18 protein-coding genes and 1 pseudogene are annotated in these 22,565 nt (G+C 39.5%); all 19 read left to right on the forward strand.

What is annotated here, in order from left to right; all coding sequences use genetic code 11:
- Positions 1–93: 93 nt before the first annotated feature.
- Positions 94–1,290 (forward strand): ROK family transcriptional regulator, encoded by a 1,197-nt coding sequence (locus ACFSTH_RS01845; protein ID WP_377775717.1) that lies wholly within the window; start codon positions 94–96, stop codon positions 1,288–1,290.
- Positions 1,291–1,397: 107 nt separating this feature from the next.
- Positions 1,398–2,327, forward strand: coding sequence for an aldo/keto reductase (locus ACFSTH_RS01850; RefSeq protein ID WP_377775719.1), 930 nt, complete (start codon positions 1,398–1,400; stop codon positions 2,325–2,327).
- A 25-nt stretch (positions 2,328–2,352) separates the two neighbouring features.
- Entirely contained in the window at positions 2,353–3,387 is a 1,035-nt protein-coding gene (locus tag ACFSTH_RS01855; protein WP_377775721.1) for a zinc-binding alcohol dehydrogenase family protein, read from the forward strand.
- A 55-nt stretch (positions 3,388–3,442) separates the two neighbouring features.
- Complete coding sequence (locus ACFSTH_RS01860; protein ID WP_377775723.1) at positions 3,443–4,273, forward strand: amidohydrolase family protein; 831 nt, start codon at positions 3,443–3,445, stop codon at positions 4,271–4,273.
- Positions 4,274–4,956: 683 nt separating this feature from the next.
- Positions 4,957–6,021, forward strand: coding sequence for a Gfo/Idh/MocA family protein (locus ACFSTH_RS01865; RefSeq protein ID WP_377775725.1), 1,065 nt, complete (start codon positions 4,957–4,959; stop codon positions 6,019–6,021).
- Positions 6,022–6,288: 267 nt separating this feature from the next.
- The gene (locus ACFSTH_RS01870) at positions 6,289–9,246 is read left to right on the forward strand and encodes a LamG-like jellyroll fold domain-containing protein (protein ID WP_377775727.1); all 2,958 of its coding nucleotides are present in this window, start codon (positions 6,289–6,291) and stop codon (positions 9,244–9,246) included.
- A gap of 255 nt (positions 9,247–9,501) precedes the next feature.
- Positions 9,502–9,795 carry a LiaF transmembrane domain-containing protein gene (locus ACFSTH_RS01875; RefSeq protein WP_377775729.1) on the forward strand — a complete coding sequence of 98 codons (294 nt, stop codon included), beginning with the start codon at positions 9,502–9,504 and terminating at the stop codon, positions 9,793–9,795.
- Between the two features lie 15 nt (positions 9,796–9,810).
- On the forward strand, positions 9,811–10,494 hold the full coding sequence (locus tag ACFSTH_RS01880) for a PspA/IM30 family protein (protein WP_377775731.1): 684 nt from the start codon (positions 9,811–9,813) through the stop codon (positions 10,492–10,494).
- Positions 10,491–10,967, forward strand: coding sequence for a PspC domain-containing protein (locus ACFSTH_RS01885; RefSeq protein WP_377775733.1), 477 nt, complete (start codon positions 10,491–10,493; stop codon positions 10,965–10,967). Before ACFSTH_RS01880 ends, ACFSTH_RS01885 begins: the two co-directional genes overlap by 4 nt.
- A complete protein-coding gene (locus ACFSTH_RS01890; RefSeq protein ID WP_377775735.1) occupies positions 10,954–11,697 on the forward strand; it encodes a PspA/IM30 family protein in 744 nt (247 codons plus the stop codon). Before ACFSTH_RS01885 ends, ACFSTH_RS01890 begins: the two co-directional genes overlap by 14 nt.
- Positions 11,698–11,840: 143 nt before the next feature.
- Entirely contained in the window at positions 11,841–12,854 is a 1,014-nt protein-coding gene (locus ACFSTH_RS01895; protein ID WP_377775737.1) for a sensor histidine kinase, read from the forward strand.
- Positions 12,855–12,873: 19 nt separating this feature from the next.
- Positions 12,874–13,542: a response regulator gene (locus tag ACFSTH_RS01900; RefSeq protein ID WP_377775739.1), complete on the forward strand. Its 669-nt coding sequence runs from the start codon at positions 12,874–12,876 to the stop codon at positions 13,540–13,542.
- A gap of 240 nt (positions 13,543–13,782) precedes the next feature.
- On the forward strand, positions 13,783–14,715 hold the full coding sequence (locus ACFSTH_RS01905; RefSeq protein WP_377775741.1) for a YwmB family TATA-box binding protein: 933 nt from the start codon (positions 13,783–13,785) through the stop codon (positions 14,713–14,715).
- A gap of 107 nt (positions 14,716–14,822) precedes the next feature.
- Complete coding sequence (gene zwf, locus ACFSTH_RS01910) at positions 14,823–16,382, forward strand: glucose-6-phosphate dehydrogenase (protein ID WP_377775743.1); 1,560 nt, start codon at positions 14,823–14,825, stop codon at positions 16,380–16,382.
- A gap of 40 nt (positions 16,383–16,422) precedes the next feature.
- Positions 16,423–18,012 (forward strand): peptide chain release factor 3, encoded by a 1,590-nt coding sequence (locus ACFSTH_RS01915; protein WP_377775745.1) that lies wholly within the window; start codon positions 16,423–16,425, stop codon positions 18,010–18,012.
- Positions 18,013–18,112: 100 nt separating this feature from the next.
- Positions 18,113–19,150 carry a LacI family DNA-binding transcriptional regulator gene (locus ACFSTH_RS01920; RefSeq protein ID WP_377775747.1) on the forward strand — a complete coding sequence of 346 codons (1,038 nt, stop codon included), beginning with the start codon at positions 18,113–18,115 and terminating at the stop codon, positions 19,148–19,150.
- A 56-nt stretch (positions 19,151–19,206) separates the two neighbouring features.
- Positions 19,207–20,400: pseudogene (locus tag ACFSTH_RS01925) on the forward strand (Gfo/Idh/MocA family protein).
- Positions 20,397–21,125, forward strand: a complete 729-nt coding sequence (locus tag ACFSTH_RS01930; protein ID WP_377775749.1) for a ThuA domain-containing protein — start codon at positions 20,397–20,399, stop codon at positions 21,123–21,125. Before ACFSTH_RS01925 ends, ACFSTH_RS01930 begins: the two are co-directional and overlap by 4 nt.
- A gap of 32 nt (positions 21,126–21,157) precedes the next feature.
- A complete protein-coding gene (locus ACFSTH_RS01935; protein ID WP_377775751.1) occupies positions 21,158–22,237 on the forward strand; it encodes a Gfo/Idh/MocA family protein in 1,080 nt (359 codons plus the stop codon).
- Positions 22,238–22,565: the final 328 nt, after the last annotated feature.

Below are 22,565 nucleotides of genomic sequence, written 5' to 3' on the forward strand. Positions count from 1 at the left end.
TTTGCACACAGATGTGATATTAGTTATGCTATTAAAAGAAAATAGACATTTATATGTTATTAATTAAACAAAGTGGGTTTGGTTGCAATGAAGATGGATCGTAGTATAATGCATGCACTGAATAAGCGAAATGTGATTAGCATTATTCGGGAAAGTGGACAAATTAATAAAGCCGAAATTGCTCGTACTATCGGTTTGAGCATTCCAACGGTAATGAAAATTACAGATGAACTGATAGACAGAGAAATTGTGCGTGATAGTGGTAAAGGATTGAGTAGCGGTGGGAAACCACCGCAAATGTTAGAATTTGCTGCGGATAATTATTTTATTATCGGTGTAGATATCGGTACTACTAACATTAATTGTATTATGATGGATCTTGCCGCTCGAATTATTTATCAACAAGTTGTACCGACAGGTGTGACGGATGGATTTACTGTCATTATTAACCGGATAATCAAAGTCATAGATCGTGTTATTGCATCAGCAACAGCTGAACAGCAGCAACGTATACTAGGTATTGGGCTTGGCATGCCAGGGCTGATTGATCCGGCTACGGGTAAAGTGTTATTTTCTCCTGATTTTAAATGGGAAATGATAGACTTGTTGCCTCCAGTGCAAGCGGCGTTTCGCTATCCTGTATTGATTGATAATGTTACACGGGTGATGGCTATAGGACAACGATATTTCGGGTTTAGTCAACATGATGTAGATAGTTTTATTTGTGTGAATTTAGGGCATGGCATTGGTTCCGCTCTGTTTCTCGATGGTCGATTATATAGTGGTAGCTCGGGTAGTTCTGGCGAGTTGGGTCATATGACGATTGTGCAAGATGGTCCACTGTGCGTTTGTGGTAAGCATGGTTGTTTAGAAGCGTTAGCATCTGGCAATGCCATTTTGAATCAAGCAAAACAACAGTTTCAGATGGAGCATGTAACCGAAGCCAAAGATGTGTTTGTTGCTTGGGAAGCGGGAGATGAGCGAGCGAAGACGATTATCACTACTGCTGCACAGCACATCGGAACGGCACTGGCGCTAATGATTAACTTGCTTGATCCGCAAATCATTATTTTAGAAGGTGGATTATCTCGTGCAGGGGAAACGTTTTTGCAATTAATTATTAAAACAGCGGAGCAACAGCAAATGAAGTATGCGGGTAGAGCAACGAAAATTGTTGTATCTACATTAGCGGAAAATTCAGCTGCGATCGGAGCTGCTACCATTATATTAGATCGTTTTATTCAATTTGGTGGCGATAAAGATTCGTTAACAGATGTGTATGGTGAATAGAATAGGGGAAGGGGGAGAGGATTGACAACTTCGTCGACTCCCCATATACTTACTTAGTAAAGTTAAGTAAGTATATGACAATGAAAATAATGTCAGGAGGATGGATAATGAAATATCGTAAACTTGGTCAAACAGGATTGGATGTATCTGCACTTAGTTTTGGAGCATCGTCACTTGGTTCTGTGTTTAAGGAAGTAGACGAAGGTCAAGCGGTTAGAACTGTTCATACAGCTGTAGATGCAGGTATTAATTTAATCGACGTATCTCCTTATTACGGGCTAACGAAAGCGGAAACAGTACTAGGTAAAGCACTACTTGAAATTCCACGCGACAAATATTACTTATCTTCCAAAGCAGGACGTTACGGAGCCGATGAATTTGATTTTGCCCCAGCCAGATTAGTCAAAAGTGTTGATGAAAGTCTACAAAGATTGCATGTTGATTACTTGGACTTTTTATTTTTGCACGATATTGAATTCCGCCCACTAGATGCGATAGTAGAAGAGAGTATTCCTGCGTTAGAGCGCTTGAAACAACAAGGGAAAATTAGGTTTGCAGGAATTTCAGGCTTTCCAATGGCAACTTTCGAGAAAGTGCTACAGCAAGTTGATGTCGATGCAATTTTATCCTACTGCCATTATTCTTTAAATGATAATCGTTTGTTAGAATTGTTACCATTGCTGGAAGAAAAACAAGTGGCGTTAATTAATGCCTCTCCACTTTCGATGGGACTGCTTAGTACACAAGGTCCGCCAACATGGCATCCTGCTGGTGCAGAGATTGTTGAAGCTTCGAAACGAGCTGCTGATTTCTGTCATGCCAACGGACTTAATTTGTCTAAATTAGCAGTGCAGTATAGTCTTCATAATGAAAAAATACCTACCACACTAGTGAGTACAACAAAACCAGAAAACATCTTACAAAATATTGCTTGGATGAATGAAGCGATTGATTTGGATGCGCTTTACGAAGTTCAAAAAATATTACAGCCTATTCATAATCAAACATGGATTTCTGGTTTGCCAGAAAATAATTAGTCTAAAAATGAGGAGGATTATGACGATGAGCACTACTGTAAGTACGATGAAAGCAATAGTTTGTCAGTCGCCCGACCATTTTGAATTAGTAGATAAAGAAAGACCGGTGGCAAAAGCAGGAGAGGCTTTGCTCCAAGTGAAAAAGATTGGTATTTGTGGAACGGATCTGCATGCCTATCGTGGTCGACAGCCTTATTTCGTATACCCACGTATACTTGGACATGAGTTATCCGCAGAAATTGTAGCAATCGGAGATACAGTTGCCCCGTTTCAGATAGGGGATAAAGTTACTGTCGTTCCTTATATGAATTGTGGTACTTGCCATGCATGTGAGCAGGGAAAAACGAATTGCTGTGAACGTTTAGAAGTGCTTGGAGTTCATCGAGATGGTGGAATGCAGCAATATATTACTGTTCCATACGCTCACTTAGTAAACACCAATGATATCAGTTTGGATGCAGCAGCAACGATTGAATGTTTAGCGATTGGAGCTCATGCTGTTCGTAGAGCAGAGGTGAAGAAAGGACAATATGCTTTAGTTGCAGGTGCAGGTCCCATCGGGCTTGGTGTGATGAAGTTTTTGAAATTACAGGGCGTACATGTTATTGCACTAGACATGAATGAAGAACGGCTAGCTTTTTGTAAACAGTGGGGCGCAGCAGATGACACGTTGCATGTTGCGGATCAACCACTTGAGAAGTTGCAAGAAATAACGAATGGTGCGCTTGCGCAAGTTGTGTTTGATGCTACTGGTAATACAGCGGCGATGGAAGCAGCATTTCATTACGCTTCATTTGGCGGAAAAGTAGTTTATGTTAGTTTGGTAAAAGGTAATATTTCGTTTAGTGATCCAGATTTTCATAAGAAAGAAATGACATTAATGGGTAGTCGTAATGCAACGATGCAAGACTTTGAGCATGTCCTTGCGGCTATTCGAGAGGGACATGTGGATACGGATGCATTTATTACTCATGGTAGTACTTTCGAGACGATGATCGAACATTTTGAAGATTGGCTTAAACCAGAAACAGGCGTAATTAAAGCAATGGTTACCGTATAAACACAAAACGTATGTACTTCATCATTTACTCGAATATGAAAGGATGGTATTAGTAATGAGAATTGATTCCCATCATCATTTTATTGATTATAGTGAAGCAGAATATCCATGGATTGACGATAACCATGCTGCTATAAGACGTTCTTTCTTTCCAGAGGAATTAAAGTCTGTATTAGATACTCATAATATGGATGGATCAGTTGTTGTACAAGCACGTGAATCTCTGCAAGAGACGAAGTGGTTAATTCAGTTAGCGGATCAAAATGATTGGATTAAAGGTGTTGTTGGTTGGGTAGATCTATGTGCGGATGATATTGAGCAACAATTGCAAGAGCTTGTCCAGTTAAGTCCTAAATTTAAAGGCGTGAGACATGTACTGCAAGGAGAGTCTGACGATCGTTTTATGTTACGTGAAGACTTCAGGCGTGGTATATCTAAACTAGCTCCGCTCGGTCTTACGTATGATATTTTAATTTTCGAAAAACATTTGCCATATGCGATAGAACTGGTAAAACAATTTCCGACTACTGCTTTTGTAATTGATCATATAGCTAAGCCAGTCATCAAGGAGCAATCCTTTGCAAAATGGAACGAGGACATCCGTAAAATTGCAGAATATCCGAACGTCTGTTGTAAAGTATCGGGAATGGTAACGGAAGCGCACTGGGGACAGTGGAAAGCAGCAGATTTCGCGCCTTATTTGGAAGCAGTATATGCAGCTTTTGGTGCCGATCGCTTAATGTTCGGTTCCGATTGGCCGGTTTGTACATTAAGTGGCACTTATTCTGAAGTATATCAATTAGTAGACACGTTTATTGCGCAATTGCCAGCAGAGGATCAAAGCAAAATTATGGGCGAAACATGTGTGAAGTTTTATGGGCTTTAAGTCTAATGCTCCGCTTACAGGTGGAATTTTAAGAACAGCTTTTTGTTTTGAAGCGCATGGCTAACGTATCCCATTGGCTCAGTGGAAAGTTAAAGATGCGATACGGTACTGAGCCAGAGGGATACGTCATAAAAGGAGATGTGGTACTGAGCCAGAGGGATACGTCATGAAAGGAGATGCGATACAGAGCATGATACTAGGTTAGCGGATAACTATGGTTGGACTTTGCAAGGTGTAACGAAGAAATATAGCGTTAATTTGCTGAAATCAGGCAATTTTAAAACCTAAGGAAGATATTTCACGTTATTTGCTTGAAAACAGTTGTTTTCTAGTCCACTTTGCCTAAATAAGTATAAATATCTTCGTTACATTTTATAAAGTGCTGAAATATGTGATATAACGTGAAAAATCTTCGTAAGCAAACGCAGCACCTTGCAGCGTGAGGCTTGATTAATTGCTCCACAACAATTTGGGCACAACAGCTTTCCGTGATCATTTTATTTGTTTACTCCAAGTTGCCCACAGTTAATAGACAGACAGCCTCTATTTAGCTGATAATTACTTTGAAAAAGCAGGTTATTATTCTATGCTATAACATAGACAGAACAAGCTGATTGTACTATGATGAAAGGGGTACCAAACGGGCCTGATAAGTTGAATAAATAGCTGGAGGGATAGGAATCATGACTGATAAAAAAATAAAGATAGCGGTTATTGGAGCGGGATCGATTGCAACGTCGCAACATATTCCAAACTACAAAAAGCTAGAAAATGTAGAAATTAAGTATGTTGTTGATATTATTCCAGAACGTGCCGAGCAAGCAGCTGAAAAATTTGGTATTCCTTTTATGGCAACAGATTACAAAACGATTTTAAATGACCCAGAACTGGAAGCGGTTTCTGTTTGTACGCCAAACTATGCTCATGCTCCGATTACGATTGATTTTTTGAATGCAGGAAAGCATGTACTTTGTGAAAAACCAGCAGCACTTAATTTAACAGAAGCAAAACAAATGCAGGAAGCGGCTGTTCGTAACAATAAAATGCTTAACATTGGTGTAGTGAACCGTTATAATACAGCAGTTAATCATATAAAAAATATGATTAATGCAGGAGAATTGGGCGATATTTATCATGTATATTGTTCCTTCCGGGCACATCGTTCTATTCCAGGGTTGGGTGGAGCTTTTACGACGAAAGAGAAATCCGGTGGTGGGGTTTTAGTTGATTGGGGAGTCCACTTTTTAGATATTATTTTCTATTGCTTAGGTGATACGAAGATTAACAGTGTATCTGGTGCAGTTTATAATGAGATGGCAAAAGATATGCAATCCTATGCTTATACAAGTATGTGGGCAGGACCACCAGATTATAGTGGTATAAATGATGTTGAAGATTTTGTAACAGGTTTAGTACGTACTACTGGTCCAACAATTAACCTTAATGGAGCTTGGGCGCAAAATATCGGTGAATCAGCAATGTTTATCGAGTTTTTGGGAGATAAAGCAGGTATTAAATTAAACTATGGTGGCGACTTTACCGTATACTCTTCCAAAGGAGAAGTATTGACAGAGACTTTACCAAGCTATGCAACAACGGATATGTTTTTTGAAGAAATGAAAGATTTTATTCGTTCTGCGCAAACTGGTGAAAAATCACGCTCTCATATTGATCAGGTTATTATCACAACAGAAGCAATGGATGCTCTTTATGAATCAGCAGATAAAGCAAGCGAAATCAAACTATAAGTTCATTATGTAGTGATGGAAACAAGTGCCTCTTATTTTGGTGGAGAGGTGCTTGTTTTTTTGGTTAAAATATCTTTTTTAAAATCATTGAGCGGAGAATAAATTCTTGGATAAGTATCGTATAATAGATTTTGCTTCTTTTGCATCCATTGTGCTGTATTGGTTTAAATGTATTGTAAATATGCGCAAGTTGTATTGCTTGTTTATTCTTTCTTTTCTATACTTTGAATGAAAATATCATTTTAGCAAAGTTGAGGAGAGCGAATAATGAAAAAATTTAAAACGTTATTATTGCTTACACTATCGATGTTGTTAATGTTACCAAGTATGGTTGCGGCAGCAGAAGTAACAAATGAATCGAATGAAACAAAAGGTTTGCTTTTTACACCTGTTTATGAAAGTTATATGCAGTTAGAAAAAATGCTTGATAATATTCCTAATACGGTAGAAATGACAGTAAAGCTTAATAAAGATCCAGGAGTAAGGCAAGTTCTGTTTGGAAATTTTGGCAATAATGCTACTACTTCTTTTTCCATCGAAATTACAGCGGACAATCAGTTGCGTTATTACGAAACAAATAATGGACCTGCCATTGATTTGAAAACGAGTGGAAAGCAAATAACGACTGGGGAATGGACGAAGCTTGCCATTACAAGAGACGTTGCTGCTAAAACAGTAAAAATGTGGCAAGATGGCACGATGATAGCGGAATTTACAAACCGTAATATTTCTCCACAAGTAGAAATGAAAAACTTACACAGAATCGGTACGGACACAAGGTCGTCGATGTATATGGGCGGGGAATTGCAGGAACTACGCTTGTGGAACGAGACATTAACAGAAGAACAACTGCATACGCCGATTGATGGTAGAGAAGCGAGTTTGAAGCATGCGTGGACATTTTCTCCAGACGCTCTAAAAACGACGAATGTTATTGCAGATATAAAGGGACAAAATCAGCTGACAGCACAGAACTTTCCGGTGGATGCATCTAATTTATTTCCTGAAGACTACGTTAGTGCTTTTACGGGGAGTGGAACTAACTTTGCCGATGGTCAGCTCGAAATAGCTGCAAAAGAACGAATTGCTGACGCACCTCGTACAGTAGAAGCTTGGGTGAAAGTTGGTAAAAATCCACAGGATTTTGCACAAGCGGGAACGATTGTTGGAAATTATTTTGATAACTACTATCATGATATATCTCGTTTTAATTTTGAAATAAATGCTCTAGGAAACCCACGTATCTATTGGAAATCAGGGCTAGGGTCTGCACTAGAATATACAGCTAATAATGTTAACGTGAAAATTGGTGACTGGGTGCATGTGGCGATTACATTGGATGCTACAAACAATAAAGCGACAACATATATTAATGGAGAGCAAGTACACGAAAGCAATACCAATGTTGCTATCCCAACGGATAGAACAGCGCGTGAGATGAAAATTGGTTCTGATTATCGTGGTTACAAAAATACGAATACTCCTACTCGTAATTTTAATGGAGAACTAGCGGATGTGCGAATCTGGTCGGAAGTACGTTCAGCTGACCAAATTAAAGCGAATTTTGATCAATATGTCAATGGTGATGAGCAATCTTTAATGGTCAATTGGAAATTGGATCAACAACAAGATGGTGTTTACGCTGATCACTCTACTCAACAAAATGATGCATTAATTTACGATGATGAAGATACGAACTGGCTTGCACCACAATTTGCGGAAGGTGATTATTCCATCGTGGTCATTCCAGATACGCAAAATATTGTAGAGTATAAGCCTACAGAGTTTAAACAAAGTATGCAGTGGATAAAAGATAACAAAGAAAAACACAATATTCAATTCGCTATTCAAGTTGGAGATTTGGTAAACAATCCTAACAGTGATGTACAGTGGAAAACAGCGCAAGAAGGTATGACTATATTAGATGGCACACTTCCTTACGTATTTTTACCAGGGAATCATGATATGAGCTGGAGTGGACTAAATCGTAATACAACAAAGTATAATAAATATTTCCCTTATGAGAAGTATTCTAAACAAGCAGGTTTTGGTGGAGCATATGTTGAGGGGAAAATGGACAATACGTATCATACATTTAAAGTCGAGGATGTTGAGTATTTAGTAGTAGCTATGGAATTTGCACCAAATGATGATGTGTTAAAATGGGCAAACGATGTTATTAAAGCTCATCCAGATAAACGAGTCATTATTACGACTCACTCTTATATGTATCATACTGGAGAGCAAATTTCGACGAAGCATATGGATTATCCTTCTAGATATTTGGCAGATGGTAATAATGGCGATGATGTCTGGAACGAGCTAGCGAGTTTGCATGAAAATGTAGTACTAGTTGTGTCTGGTCATATTGGTTATCCTGATCTGGCTAAGCGAGAAGATGTAGGAGTTCATGGTAATAAAGTGAAGCAAGTGCTTGTTGATGCACAGTTTATGCAGCACGATCTGGGTATGATGATGTTAATGACATTCAAAAAAGGTAGCAATGATGTAGATGTCAATTGGTACTCCGTAACAAAAGATAAATTGCATCGAGCAAAAAATCAATATACAGCGGAGATGAACATTTACCCTGATACAACAACTCCAACGACAGAGCCGGTATTACAAGTCGAGGATAAATCGGTAGTAGCGGGGAAAGAAGTAGAAGTTCCTTTGACTATTACTGGTGGTCAGCAACTGAAGGGGCTTGAAGGTGTCCTGCAATACGATGAGCAGTTGTTAACATTTGAAAAATTTGAATTGAAACAATTTAATGAGAAAAGTGTGATCAATAGTAGCACTGCTGGGAAAATTAGTTTTGCTGGTCTAACGAATCAGACGATTGCTCCAGAAAAATCGGTTATTGGTACGGTAACGTTTAAGGCTAAAGCGGATATTCCAGAAGATGTTATTTCAACAGCATTGACACTTACGAAAGTGAAAGGTGTACAAGACTTAAATGATGGCAATAGTGTAGAACTAAATGTTGTAGTGAAGGATGGAAAGATTACATTTATAACCGGTTTAGTTGGCGATATAGATAGTAATGGGCTGATCAATATAGTGGATGCTCGCTTGTTATTGAAGATGCTTGTTTCCGATAATCCAGAACAACTACAAAACAAACAAAAGATAGCTGATGTGAATAACGATCAAAAAGTTGATACGGCTGATGTGCTTGCTCTATTACAAATGATTGCTGATCGTTTAGTAACGACAGACTAACTAAAAACTAATGAAACTGATACAGAGAGTGAAGTTAATCTATCGAGATTAACTTCACTCTCTTGTTAATTATCCGCTATGTAGTCCGTAGACCAGTACTCAGACTCGACTTAAGTCCAGTGCAAAAACCGCCGTAAGTCCGTTTTGAAAAACATGAAAAAAATCTATACTTAGTACATAAGCAAAGACAAGCGAACTGTTACACATAATAATAGATGAAACCCAGTTCGATGGAGAGAGGAGACGAAGAAACAAATGAACGGAAAAAGTTCGATTGGAATTATGTTGATCGCAATTGGAGGGTTGGCAGTACTTCATTTGCTCGGTATTAAATTTAGCTTTATTATTGGCTTACTGTTGCCATTCATACTTATTGGTCTAGGAGTGCTAAGTCTCTCCTACAAAAGAAAAGTACTTGGCAGTATACTTATTGGAATAGGTGCAATTATGTTGTTAGGTAAATTGAGTGTTATCTTTATATGGATACTTGCTATCGGCTTAGTAGCTGGTGGTGTTGCTCTAATAAAAAATAACAGCAGACAATTTTAATAGGAGGATGTCGATATGAGCATTGTAAGACGAGTGAGAGATATAACAGTAGCTACACTAAACGATCGTTTGGAAAAAGCAGAAGACCCGATTAAATTAATTGATCAATTTTTGTGGTCTACACGAGATGAAATTATACAAGCAGAAAAGTTATACCAGCAATATGCAGCTCATCATAATCATTTGAAAGCTCAGTGGCTGCAAGCAGATCAACAAAAGCAACGCCGGGAACAACAAGCCCTTACAGCTCTGAAAGCAGGAGAAGAACAACTAGCTCGTATAGCGTTGGAAGAAAAAACAATTGTAGAAGAACGAGCGCAGCAATACAAAGGTTTATATGAGCAAAGTAGAGAGCAAATGTTAGACCTAGAAGAACAACTACGTCAATTGCGTACCGAATATCAAATGGTTTATGATAAGCGAGAATATTACGTGGCACGAATGGAGTCACTTCGATTACAACAACGATTTAATCATCGCTATGGTGCTCAAGTGAATCAGCCGCAGCCAGGAAGCATGTTCCGTCGAATGGAAGATCAAATTACCGATATGGAGTATGAAGCTAGAAGTTTACGTGAATTACGTCAAGGATCGCAAGCATCTTACTCGGACAGCAGCCCTGGCAAAAGCGAGAGAATGAACTCGATCATTGAGCGAGAAATGGCGGAATTAAAGCGTAAACTGGAGAAGGAAGGTTGATCGCATTGAAAAAACTATACCGTTCAAGAAGGGATAGCAAGTTAACTGGGTTGTGCGGTGGACTAAGCGAATATATGAATGTAGATGCTACTCTAATCCGAATATTGTTAATTGTTGCCTCTATATTTTCAAGTGGGATAGTCGTATTTATCTACATCGTCGCTGCTATGGTCGTGCCGAAAGAGCCTCATGATAATAGTCAGTATGGTCATGGCAATTATTATAACGGTTCACAGTATGGTCCCCCTCCAGGAGGAGGTCATGGTCAGCAATATTACGGACCGAACCATAATAATCAAAGACATGGTCCTACATGGAATGATCCACCGAGACAATATAATCAACAGAATGAGCAACAATTTGATAGTATGATGGATGATTTAGAGAAAAAAGCACTTAGACGTGAGATCGAGGAATTAAAATCCAAATTAGAAGAGTCCAAGAAGGGAGATAATAATAATGGGAATTTTTAAACGAGTAAAAGATATGACAAAAGCGTCGGTAAATGAGGTATTAGACAAAATTGAGGATCCAATTGCAATGTTGAATCAATACTTGCGTGATATGGAAATAGAAATTCATCAAGCAGAAGTGACTGTTGCCAAACAAATGGCAAATGAACGTCGGATGAAACATCGACTAGATGAAGCGGTTCGTGGAGTTGCAGAGCGTGAGTCGAAAGCAGAAGCAGCGATAAGAGCTGGTCAAGAAGAATTAGCAAGACAACTATTGGAAGAAAAACTGTACTTCGATCAAAAAGCGACAGAATATATGGATTTGCATACACAAACGAAAGTGCAAGCAGATGAGTTAATGCAACAATTGCATCAAATGAAAGAAGAGTTTTACAAAATGCGTAACAAACGCAATGAGCTTTCATCTCGTGCTCAAATAGCTAAGGCTCAAAAACAAATGGCACAGCTTACAAGTAACCACAGCATTGATAGTGGCAATGCATCACGCGGTTTCCACCGCATGGAAGAAAAAATTATGCAAATGGAAGCTGAAGCAGATGTATTCCGTACACCATACTCCTTCCAATCTACCTCTACAACGAATGTAGTAAGTAGTGCTGAACTGGAAAGACAAATGAAAGTAGATGCGCAGCTAGAAGCTTTGAAATCAAAAGTGAATGGTCCTACAACTTCACCTGTGTCACCTAATGCTGAGGCTGATGAAGCTACAGACGAAACAAACAACTAACAGAATAGAAGGATAGTATGCAGTAGCAGGTGGCAAATGTCATCTGCTACTTCCTATGTGTTATAGTTATTACATATAATTTGGTATATTTTGTTATGTTGATATAGCGATCAGAAACATGACCATAGAGAGGGCGAAATCTAATGGCATCCAAGCAACAAACGAACAATACGGGGCAGGATAACCATGCGAAGATAGAACATAAACGAAAATATAAAGAAACGATACTATGGTTATTAATCATTGTTGGATTAGCACTTATTGTGTTACAAGCAACCGGTATTATAAAAGTAGCTACGTTACAAGGGAAATGGCCAATCTTTAGTTTAATAGCAGCCGGTGTAGGGCTTGCAGGTGCGACGATCTTTAGTTATTTTCGCAATTTACGTTTAAAAGCAGCGCTGAAAAAGTTAATGGATCAACAGAAAAGACGTTCGACGAACGTGACGTTGCCTGGGCCGGATGAAGATTCTGGACTGGACTTGGAAGAGCAAGCGGCGGAAACTTTGTGGAAAGAACAAGTGAAATTTACTGCAGTAATCGAAGAGAGACAACGTTTGGCACGTGAACTACATGATGCAGTTAGCCAACAATTGTTTGCTATATCGATGACAGCTACAGCAGTAAGTCGTACAATAGAAAAAGATTGGGAAAGAGCGAAACGACAAGTACAATTAATTGAAGAAATGGCTGCGGTAGCTCAGTCAGAGATGCGAGCGTTATTACTACATTTGCGACCAGTGCATTTGGATGGGAAAAATTTGGGTCAAGCGTTACACCTATTGGTGGAGGAGTTAAAACAAAAAATTCCGATGAACATTATACTTGAGGTAGATGAAAATTTATCGTTATTAGTGGAAGTAGAAGATCATTTGTTTCGAATTGCGCAAGAAGCGTTGTCCAATACACTGCGTCATTCTAAAGCAGATCAAATGATCATCAAATTGTTAGGTTATGATAATAAAGTACATTTGACGATACAAGACAATGGGATAGGCTTTGATGTTGATACGAAAAAGCAAACTTCATATGGGTTATTGACGATGGAAGAAAGAATAAACGAACTTGGTGGGACACTTGTTATTATGTCAGAACCTAATGAAGGAACGACGATTTATTTATCTGTGCCATTGGTTAGTGTTGGGCAAGTAGAATAGGAAGGCGGTCAAAGGGGAGATGGATAATAGTATGCCGAGTAATGAAGCTATAAAGGTTTTACTAGTCGATGATCATGAAATGGTTAGAATAGGGCTTGCCGCTGTATTAGATACGGAAGATGGGATTGAAGTTGTTGGTGAAGCGAGTAACGGTGCGGATGGTATCCGTTTAGCTTTGGCGTATCAGCCGGATGTTGTATTGATGGATTTGGTAATGGATGGAATGGATGGCGTAGAAACGACGGCAAAGCTACTGGAGCAAATGCCTGATTGCAAAGTTATCGTACTAACCAGTTATATCGATGATAGTAAGTTATATCCTGTTATCGAAGCGGGCGCAATCAGTTATTTGTTAAAGACTTCAAGAGCAACAGAAATAGCTGATGCCATTCGTGCTGCTGCTAGAGGGCAATCAGTATTGGAATCGCAAGTAGCGGCAAAAATGATGAACCGGATACGTCAGCCGAAAGAAAGCAAACAAGTGCAGTTGCATGATGATTTAACGGAAAGAGAAATGGACGTATTAAAGCGTTTAGCTAAAGGAATGTCCAATCAAGAAATTGCGGATGATTTGTTTATAGGTGTGAAGACGGTCAAGTTTCATATTACGAATATATTTAATAAGCTGCACGTTGATGATCGGACTCAAGCAGCAATATATGCACATAAACAAGGTATTGCAGAATAATTGTCAAGTTCAGACAATGGTGTCGGCTATTCATTCATATTGTATGAGGCTTTCTGTAAAGATCATTTCATGTAGAAGAGACACTGTTTTTTGTCACGAAAGAGCTAGTCGAATTACCATTCATTACGTAGGAAAAAGAGAAGTTTTCACTGTTTATTAGAAGTTTTCACTAATGACTAGTCAGAAAATTTAATATCGGGCATAATGAAGCTCCAAAGCTGTGAGGAGGGAATTATGCTCATGTCATCTGTACAAATTTATTGTAAATCTAGCAGTAGTGAAGAACTATTAAAGCAAGGAAACAAACGAACGCAGATAAAACAAACGAAACAAGTGAATCAAACTAATCGTACATCAACGTCTGGCTCACATAAGCCGCGCAGAAAAGTAAAGCTGCGCTTTTTGGTTTTGCTACTAGTTTTACTTATGTCAACAGCTTGGTTGCAAGGGGAACAGGTAAGCTCCACAGAAAGTGTGACGCAATTGCTGCAATATGATGTGGAGCAGTTGTGGAGTATGAAACAAGATTGGCAAAGCTCCGCTACAAACGAACGAGAAGTATGGGAAATACGTTGGCAGTTTTACTCACCAAATTTGCAAGCGAAAGATATATTAGTAGAAAAGTTGTTCGTAGATAGTCCATACAGAAAAGTTGCTAAACGAATGACAAACAATGGACGAACAATTACGGCTCAAGTGCGAGATCTTGGTCAAATTTCTATTCATCAAATGACAGATGAACAGGTGGATATAGATGCTATTGCGTCAGAAGAACGCCATCATAATATGGCTGTTATTTGGTCAACGAATGAATGGCAGGAAGATGAAGCGATAACGAAACAACAAGTAGTTAAAGCAGTGAAGAAAATTACCCAGTTAATTACAGACATTTCGACAGAGACGAAGTATAGTATTAAGGTGCAATTAGCAACAGCTGTAGATCAATCATTGGCACAATTAACGAGAGAAGCTCAAGCGATAGAAGTAGTAGGCAATGACAACTACGATGATGAGCAATTAGCGAGTGGGCTTTACTATACACCGTTAATTAAAAATTACTTATTTATGTCGGATGGTAGTAAAGCAAATATACAGTTTGCACTCTTTTCTGATCCAGCCTTACGACATGCCAGACTTACGATTGGTGTGCCAGCAATTAGCGGTGAGTTTTAAACCAAATGCACTATTTTTCTTTGTTGATTAATGGCGTAAAGCGGTAGGATATGCTAAACTACATATCATGTGGTTACGATTAAAATTTATAAGAGAGAATGAGGCATATGACCTACCATAATGCAATAAATCCTTCTGTTCAAGCAGAAGGGGCAGTTTATTTTTTGTTTGGTGCAACAGGAGATTTAGCGAGGCGGAAGCTGTTTCCAGCTCTGTTTAGTTTATATAAGGAAGGCAAGTTGTCTGAAAACTTTGCAGTTATTGGATTAGCACGTCGTCCGCGCACAAATGAGCAGTTTCGTAATGATTTATATCAATCGATAAGTGAATTTTGTCGCTATAAAGTGGATGATGAACAACTGTTTCAATCGTTTAGCAAACACTTTGAATATATGTCACTTGATATAAATAATTTAGATGGTTTTAAAGAGTTGAATCGTTTGGCAGAAAGTTTGGAGAGTCGTTTTGATATTACTGGTAATCGTCTGTTTTATTTGGCGTTAGCACCATCGTTATTCGGCTCTGTATCTTTGAACTTGCGTGACGGTGGTTTACTCCATACCGATGGTTGGCATAGACTCGTTATCGAGAAGCCGTTTGGATATGATTTGCAATCTGCGCAAGCATTAAATGAGCAATTGAATGAAGTGTTTAAAGAAGAGGAAATATATCGAATAGATCATTATCTTGGCAAAGAAATGGTGCAAAACATTCAAGTGATTCGCTTTGCTAATGCTTTGTTTGAGCCGCTGTGGAATAAAGATCATATAGCTAACGTACAAATTACGTTATCTGAGACGGTTGGAGTAGAAGATCGTGGTGGATACTATGATAAATCAGGTGCGCTTAGAGATATGGGACAAAATCATATGTTACAAATGTTAACGATGATTGCTATGGAGCCGCCAAGCCGCTTGCATGGAGAAGCCATTCGAGATGAGAAAGTAAAAGTACTTCGTTCGTTGCGGAGCTATGAGAATAGTGAAGAGGTGCGGAAGCATGTGACGCGAGGTCAGTACACCGCAGGTCAAGTGGAGCAAACGAGTTTGCCTGGTTATCGGGAAGAGCCTTCCGTCAATCCTGATTCTATTACAGAAACATATTTTGCAGCAAAAGTATTTGTCGATAATTTCCGTTGGGCAGGAGTACCTTTTTATATTCGAACTGGAAAGCGGATGCCGGTAAAAACGACGGAAGTAGTGGTGGAATTTAAGTCGATGCCACAAAATGTGCTATTTGCTAAAAAGCAAGATTTGGCACCTAATTTGTTAGTCATCCGAGTGAATCCAATTGAAGGTATTTATATTAAAGTGAATGCCAAAACACCTGGATCGGATAGTGCTATTCAGCCAGTGGCAATGGAGTTTTGTCAAAGTTGTCAAATTGGTCTTAATACACCAGAAGCCTATGAGCGATTAATTTATGATGCGGCTCGAGGCGATGCTACTTATTTTACAAGATGGGATGAAGTAGCTCAAGCATGGAAGTTTGTTGATCGGATTGCTTCAGCATGGCAAGAAAGCTCTCATGATTTGATGCATTATCCGGCAGGTTCTTGGGGGCCAGAGCGTGCGGAGCAATTGCTTAAAGATGATGGTTTTCATTGGTGGCCTGTTAATGGGCAAGAGGAAGATAATGTCATATGGGTAACGAACAGCGGCCAATAATGCCGCTGTTTCATTCTGTTAATAGGAAAGGAAAGCATATATGAGTTCAACGTTAATAAAAGAATTAAAGCAAGAAGTAAACAAAAGACGGACATTTGCGATTATTGCACACCCCGATGCTGGTAAAACAACGTTAACGGAAAAGTTGTTATTGTTCGGTGGTGCAATTAGATTGGCAGGTTCAGTTAAAGCACGTAAAGCTAATCGTCATGCGACATCTGATTGGATGGAAATAGAAAAGCAACGGGGTATCTCGGTTACTTCTTCCGTCATGCAATTTGATTATGCTGGTCATCGTGTTAATATTTTGGATACACCAGGTCACCAAGATTTTAGTGAGGATACGTACCGTACTTTAACGGCAGCTGATAGTGCAGTAATGTTAATTGACGTGGCCAAAGGGGTCGAGGTACAAACGATTAAACTGTTTCAAGTTTGTCGTCAACGGGGCATTCCGATTTTCACTTTTATTAATAAGTTGGATCGGGAAGGAAAAAATCCATTTGAGTTGATGGAAGAGCTGGAGCAAGTGCTAGGCATTCGGTCAGTGCCGATGAACTGGCCAATTGGAATGGGACACGATTTGTGTGGTGTATATGATCGGATGAAATCACAAGTAGAGCTATTTCAAGGTGATGATCATTCCAAAATAGTAGTGAAAAAAGTTGCTGATTATAATGATCCAGCGATTAGAGAGATGGCAGGAGATCATCTGACGGATCAGTTGGTGGAAGACTTGGAACTGCTTGATGTTGCTGGTGATCCATTTGATCTAGATAAAGTACTTGCTGGTGAGTTAACGCCGATCTTTTTTGGAAGTGCAGTAAACAATTTTGGTGTACAAACATTTTTGGATAACTTTTTGCAGTTAGCACCGAAGCCATCTGCTCGCAATAGTACACAAGGAATAATTGATCCATTAGAAAACGAAAAGTTTAGTGGTTATGTATTTAAAATTCAAGCGAATATGAATCCGGCTCATCGTGATCGAATTGCGTTTTTGCGTATTTGTTCTGGCAAGTTTGAGCGTGGCATGTCTGTGAAGCATGTGCGCAATGGAAAAGATATAAAGCTGTCGCAACCACAGCAATTTTTGGCGCAAGATCGTGATATTGTAGACGTTGCTTATCCAGGCGATATTATTGGATTATTTGATCCAGGTATTTTTAGAATTGGCGATTCTTTATCGCAAACAGCAGATCTTGTCTATAATGAGTTGCCTACTTTTTCTCCAGAAATATTTAGTAAAGTGTCGATCAAAAATGCATTGAAATATAAACAATTTCAAAAAGGAATCGATCAATTAACAGAAGAAGGAACGATTCAAGTCTTTACGACAACGTCCGGTTTTGATGAGTTAATATTAGGAGTAGTAGGTCAGTTACAGTTTGAAGTATTTGAATATCGGATGCGTGCTGAGTACGGTGTCGAAACGATGATGCAACGAATGCCATATCAGTTTGCTCGCTGGATTACAGGAGATAAGATTGATCCTGCCAAGTTTCGGATTAATACGACGTTAGTAAAAGATAAAAAAGGTAATTTTGTCGTCTTGTTTGAGAACGAGTATGCAATGCGTACGGCGATGGAGAAGTTTCCTGATTATCAATTTCTTGAAACGGCACCATAATAAATGGTTAGTCGGTAAGCGTTAAGTAAATGTGTATATTTACTTGACGCTTATTATTTTTCGTGCCATAATGTACGCGTGTACATAAACCGAGGGGAGGGTGTTTGCGATTAGTCGGAAGGAAGTGGCCAGACTCGCGGGTGTCTCCGAGGCGACAGTATCTAGAGTGTTAAATAACGTAGGTCCAATTAAGCCAGAGACAAGAGACAAAGTACTTCAGGCAGCAAGTGAGGTTGGTTATGTTCCAAGTGCGCTTGCGCAACAGTTTGCTCGTAAGAAAAGTGATAACGTTGGGGTTATTTTACCGTTTGTACCGAAAGTGCAGTTGTTTTCTACATTTTATTTTTCGCAAATATTAAGTGGAATTGGTGAAGCGGCACAAAAGCACGGTTATAATTTGTTATTAATTTTTCGTGATCCAGCGGGCAATCGTAACTACAGTCATTTGTTTCGTGCTCAGAAAATAGATGCTTGCATTATGTTAGGATCAAGCGATAGTGAAGAAGAAAGAATAGCGCTAGCAGAACTCGAACGAGAGAAATTTCCTTTCTGTTTAGTGAATCAACAATATAGCGAGGAAAATTACAATACGGTAGATGCTGATCATGTTACTGGAAGTTATGAAGCGGTGAAGCATCTGATTACAGGTGGTCATCAACGCATAGCTTTTATCAATGGTCCGATTCAGTTTTCGAATAGTAATGATCGTTTTCGTGGGTATCGGCAAGCATTAATTGATGCTAAGTTGCCTGTGGATAATGAGCTTGTTTTTAGTGGCAACTATAGCCGAACTAGCGGTTTGCAGCTTGCTCCAGAGTTAGCGAGACGGATAAAGGATAATCAAATATCAGCAATCTTTGCTGCTAATGATCGGATGGCTATCGGGGTAATGAATGGATTAGTACCATTCGGTTTAGTTGCAGGTAGAGATTATGGGCTGGTCGGATATGATAATTCTGATGGGGCGAAAATTGTAACACCTAGCCTATCGACGGTGACTGTGCCGTTTTATGAGATGGGGCAGCAGGCGATGGAAATATTAGTAGCTGATTTGAATAAGAAGACTGCGCAGCAGCAACGGATGACAGCGAACAAAGTGTTGCTACCGGTAGCATTTATTAAACGAGAAACATCATAAACTAGTGATTAGAATAACGTTACAAATTTACAATTTTTTAGAGAAGGGAAAGATCAATGGTGACTAAAATTAGAATTGGTATGGTTGGATATAAGTTTATGGGCAAGGCTCACAGTAATGCTTATCGTGCGTTACCGATGTTTTTTCCTGATGTTGTTAAACCAGAGATGGCGGTCATTTGTGGACGGAACGAAGAAGCTGTAAGGAAGGCGCAGGTGCAGTTTGGTTGGCAGGAAGTAGAAACGGACTGGCGTAAATTAGTGGAACGTAGTGATGTTGATGTTATTGATATTAATGCGCCGAGTGATGCGCATAAAGAAATAGCACTGGCGGCAGCGGCTAACAAAAAGCATATTTTTTGTGAGAAACCGTTGGCGCTGTCTCTGCAAGATGCACGTGAGATGTTAACGGCAGCAGAGCAAGCAGGTATTAAGCATATGATCGGATTTAATTATCGGTTTGCACCTGCTATTCAACTTGCCAAAAAGTTAATATCAGACGGTAGACTTGGAGAGATATACCATTTTCGCGGCTGGTTTCTGCAAGATTGGATTATGGACCCGAATTTTCCACTAGTGTGGCGGTTGCAAAAAGAAATTGCTGGTTCTGGTTCGCACGGTGATTTGGGCGCACATATTATTGATACTGCTCGATTTTTAGTTGGTGAAATTGCCGAAGTTATTGGGATGAGTGAAACGTTTGTCAAGCAACGTCCAATAGCAGCAGAGATGACAGGATTGAGTGGGCAGGCTGGTAACAGTGATGGACCTATGGGAGAAGTGAACGTAGATGATGCAACGTTATTTATGGCTCGGTTTGCAAATGGTGCGTTAGGTAGCTTTGAAGCTACTCGTTTTGCAGGTGGACACCGGTGTACGAATAGTTTCGAAATCAACGGTAGCAAAGGGAGCATCAAGTTCGATTTTGAACGAATGAATGAATTAGAAGTGTATTTTGCTGATGATGCAGCTGATGTACAAGGATTTAGAAGAGTGCTGGCGACAGATCCTGCTCACGCTTACATGGATGCTTGGTGGCCCGCTGGACATACGATTGGATATGAACATACATTTACCCATGAAATGGTTGAGTTTATGTAAGCTATTTCTGAAGATCGCCAACCAGTACCTAATTTTGTAGATGGCGTAAAGTGTCAAGAAGTGTTAGAAGCGGTTGATAAATCGATTGCCGAACGACGTTGGGTTAGTATTAGCGAGTTGGCGGATGAAAAAGGAGAGAGACTAAGATGAAAAAAGCGCTTATTGTCTGGGGTGGCTGGGACGGGCATCAGCCGGAGCAGGTCGCTGCTATTTTTGAACAACAATTAACGGAAGCTGGCTTTTCGGTAGAAGTATCTAATACGCTAGAAGCGTTTGCAGATGCTGAAAAGTTGAAAAGTCTAGATTTGATTGTTCCGCAATGGACAATGGGAAAAATTGAACAGTTAGTAGATAATGTATCGGCAGCAGTACAAAGTGGAGTAGGGCTTGCGGGTACGCATGGAGGGTTGTGCGATGCTTTTCGTGAAAATGTCGATTGGCAATTTATGACTGGTGGGCAATGGGTCGCTCATCCAGGAAATGACGGGGTAGAGTATACGGTTAACATCACGAATAATTCTTCCCCACTTACAGCAGATATTCCTGATTTTAAAGTAGTTTCTGAACAATATTATCTGCACGTTGACCCAGCTGTAGAAGTGTTGGCAACTACCCGCTTTCCGATTACAGATGGACCACATGCCTTTAATAAAGCAGTCGATATGCCAGTCATTTGGACAAAGCGCTGGGGATTAGGGAGAGTATATTATAATTCGTTAGGTCATCAAGCTGACATTATTGATATGGCTATTGTTAGACAATTAATGCTTCGAGGATTTCTCTGGTGTGCGGAAGGTAAATCAGTAGCGAAACAAGTAGCAGCAACGAATCCCCAAGCATCTATTTATACAGGTATGGCAGATAATCAATTTTAATAAAACAGGTTAACCAACAGGGGGAGAATAGGATGAGCAAAGTTAAAGCTGGAATAGTTGGTACAGGAAATATTAGTGGGATTTATTTTGAAAACGGCAGCAAATTCGATTCGTTAGAAGTAGTAGCTTGTGCCGATTTGGATGTTGCACGTGCGCGAGCGAAGGCAGAACAATATAACATACGTGGTTGTAGTGTTGAAGAAATGATGCAAGATTCAGAAATTGAACTGATTATTAATTTAACTATACCTAAAGCGCATGCAGCGGTTAATATGCAAGCATTAGTTGCTGGCAAACATGTTTATGTAGAAAAACCATTTGCAGTAACGAGAGAAGAAGCGAAACAAGTATTGGAACTAGCAAAGGAAAAAGGGTTATATGTTGGCGGTGCTCCGGATACTTTTTTAGGTGGTGGAATACAAACGTGTATTAAATTAATCGAAGATGGATGGATTGGACAGCCGATTGGAGCAACCGCTTTCATGCTTGGTGGTGGTCACGAGTCATGGCATCCAACACCAGAGTTTTATTATGAAGCAGGCGGTGGACCGATGTTCGACATGGGGCCATATTACTTAACAGCATTGATTGCAATGCTAGGACCGATTAAGCAAATTACTGGTACGACAGCGATATCCTATCCCCAAAGAATGATTACAAGTCAGCCCAAATACGGTCAACAAATTGAAGTGGATGTACCTACACATATTGCAGGAATTATGCAGTTCTCCTCTGGAGCGATTGGAACGATATTGACTAGTTTCGATGTAAAAGGTGGTACGTCATTGCCAAATATAGAAGTGTACGGCAGTCAAGGCACAATGCTAGTGCCCGATCCCAATGGATTTGGTGGTAATATTCGTGTGCATCGAGCCGGATCAAGTGAATTTAAAGAAGTACCTCATCTGTTCGGTAATACCGAAAACGCGCGTGGCATTGGTGTCAACGATATGGCTAAAGCAATTTTAAACCAAGGGCAACATCGCGCAAACGGTGAGCTTGCTTACCATGTATTAGAAGCGATGCATGGTTTCCATGATGCTTCAGACTTAGGAAAACACTATCAAATGACGAGTACTTGCGAAAGACCAAAGCGATTGGATCAAAAGTGATCTTAGACTTGATCAGACTTTTCTAGATTAGAAAATAAAGTTTTGAACATAAGTTTGGAAATGATCAGTTCTTTAAAGGGCTGGTTTGTTTTCAAACTTTTTATTAAATAACTGTGACTGAGATAGTGTGTTAAAAAACTTGAAAATTATGCCATCCGGACGCTCCAACTGCTTCTTTTCACTCCTTTATGACGTATCCCATTCGCTCAGCATTCCTGTAGAGCGTTAAATTTGGACTTTGTAAATAAGGAAGCATCCCTGTAGGATAGAGATAGGCCGGACGAAGGCACTATTCTATCTTAGGAGATGCTCTACTATGAAGTTTAAA

The organism is Paenibacillus yanchengensis (assembly GCF_042684845.1).
Lineage (GTDB): Bacteria > Bacillota > Bacilli > Paenibacillales > Paenibacillaceae > Pristimantibacillus > Pristimantibacillus yanchengensis.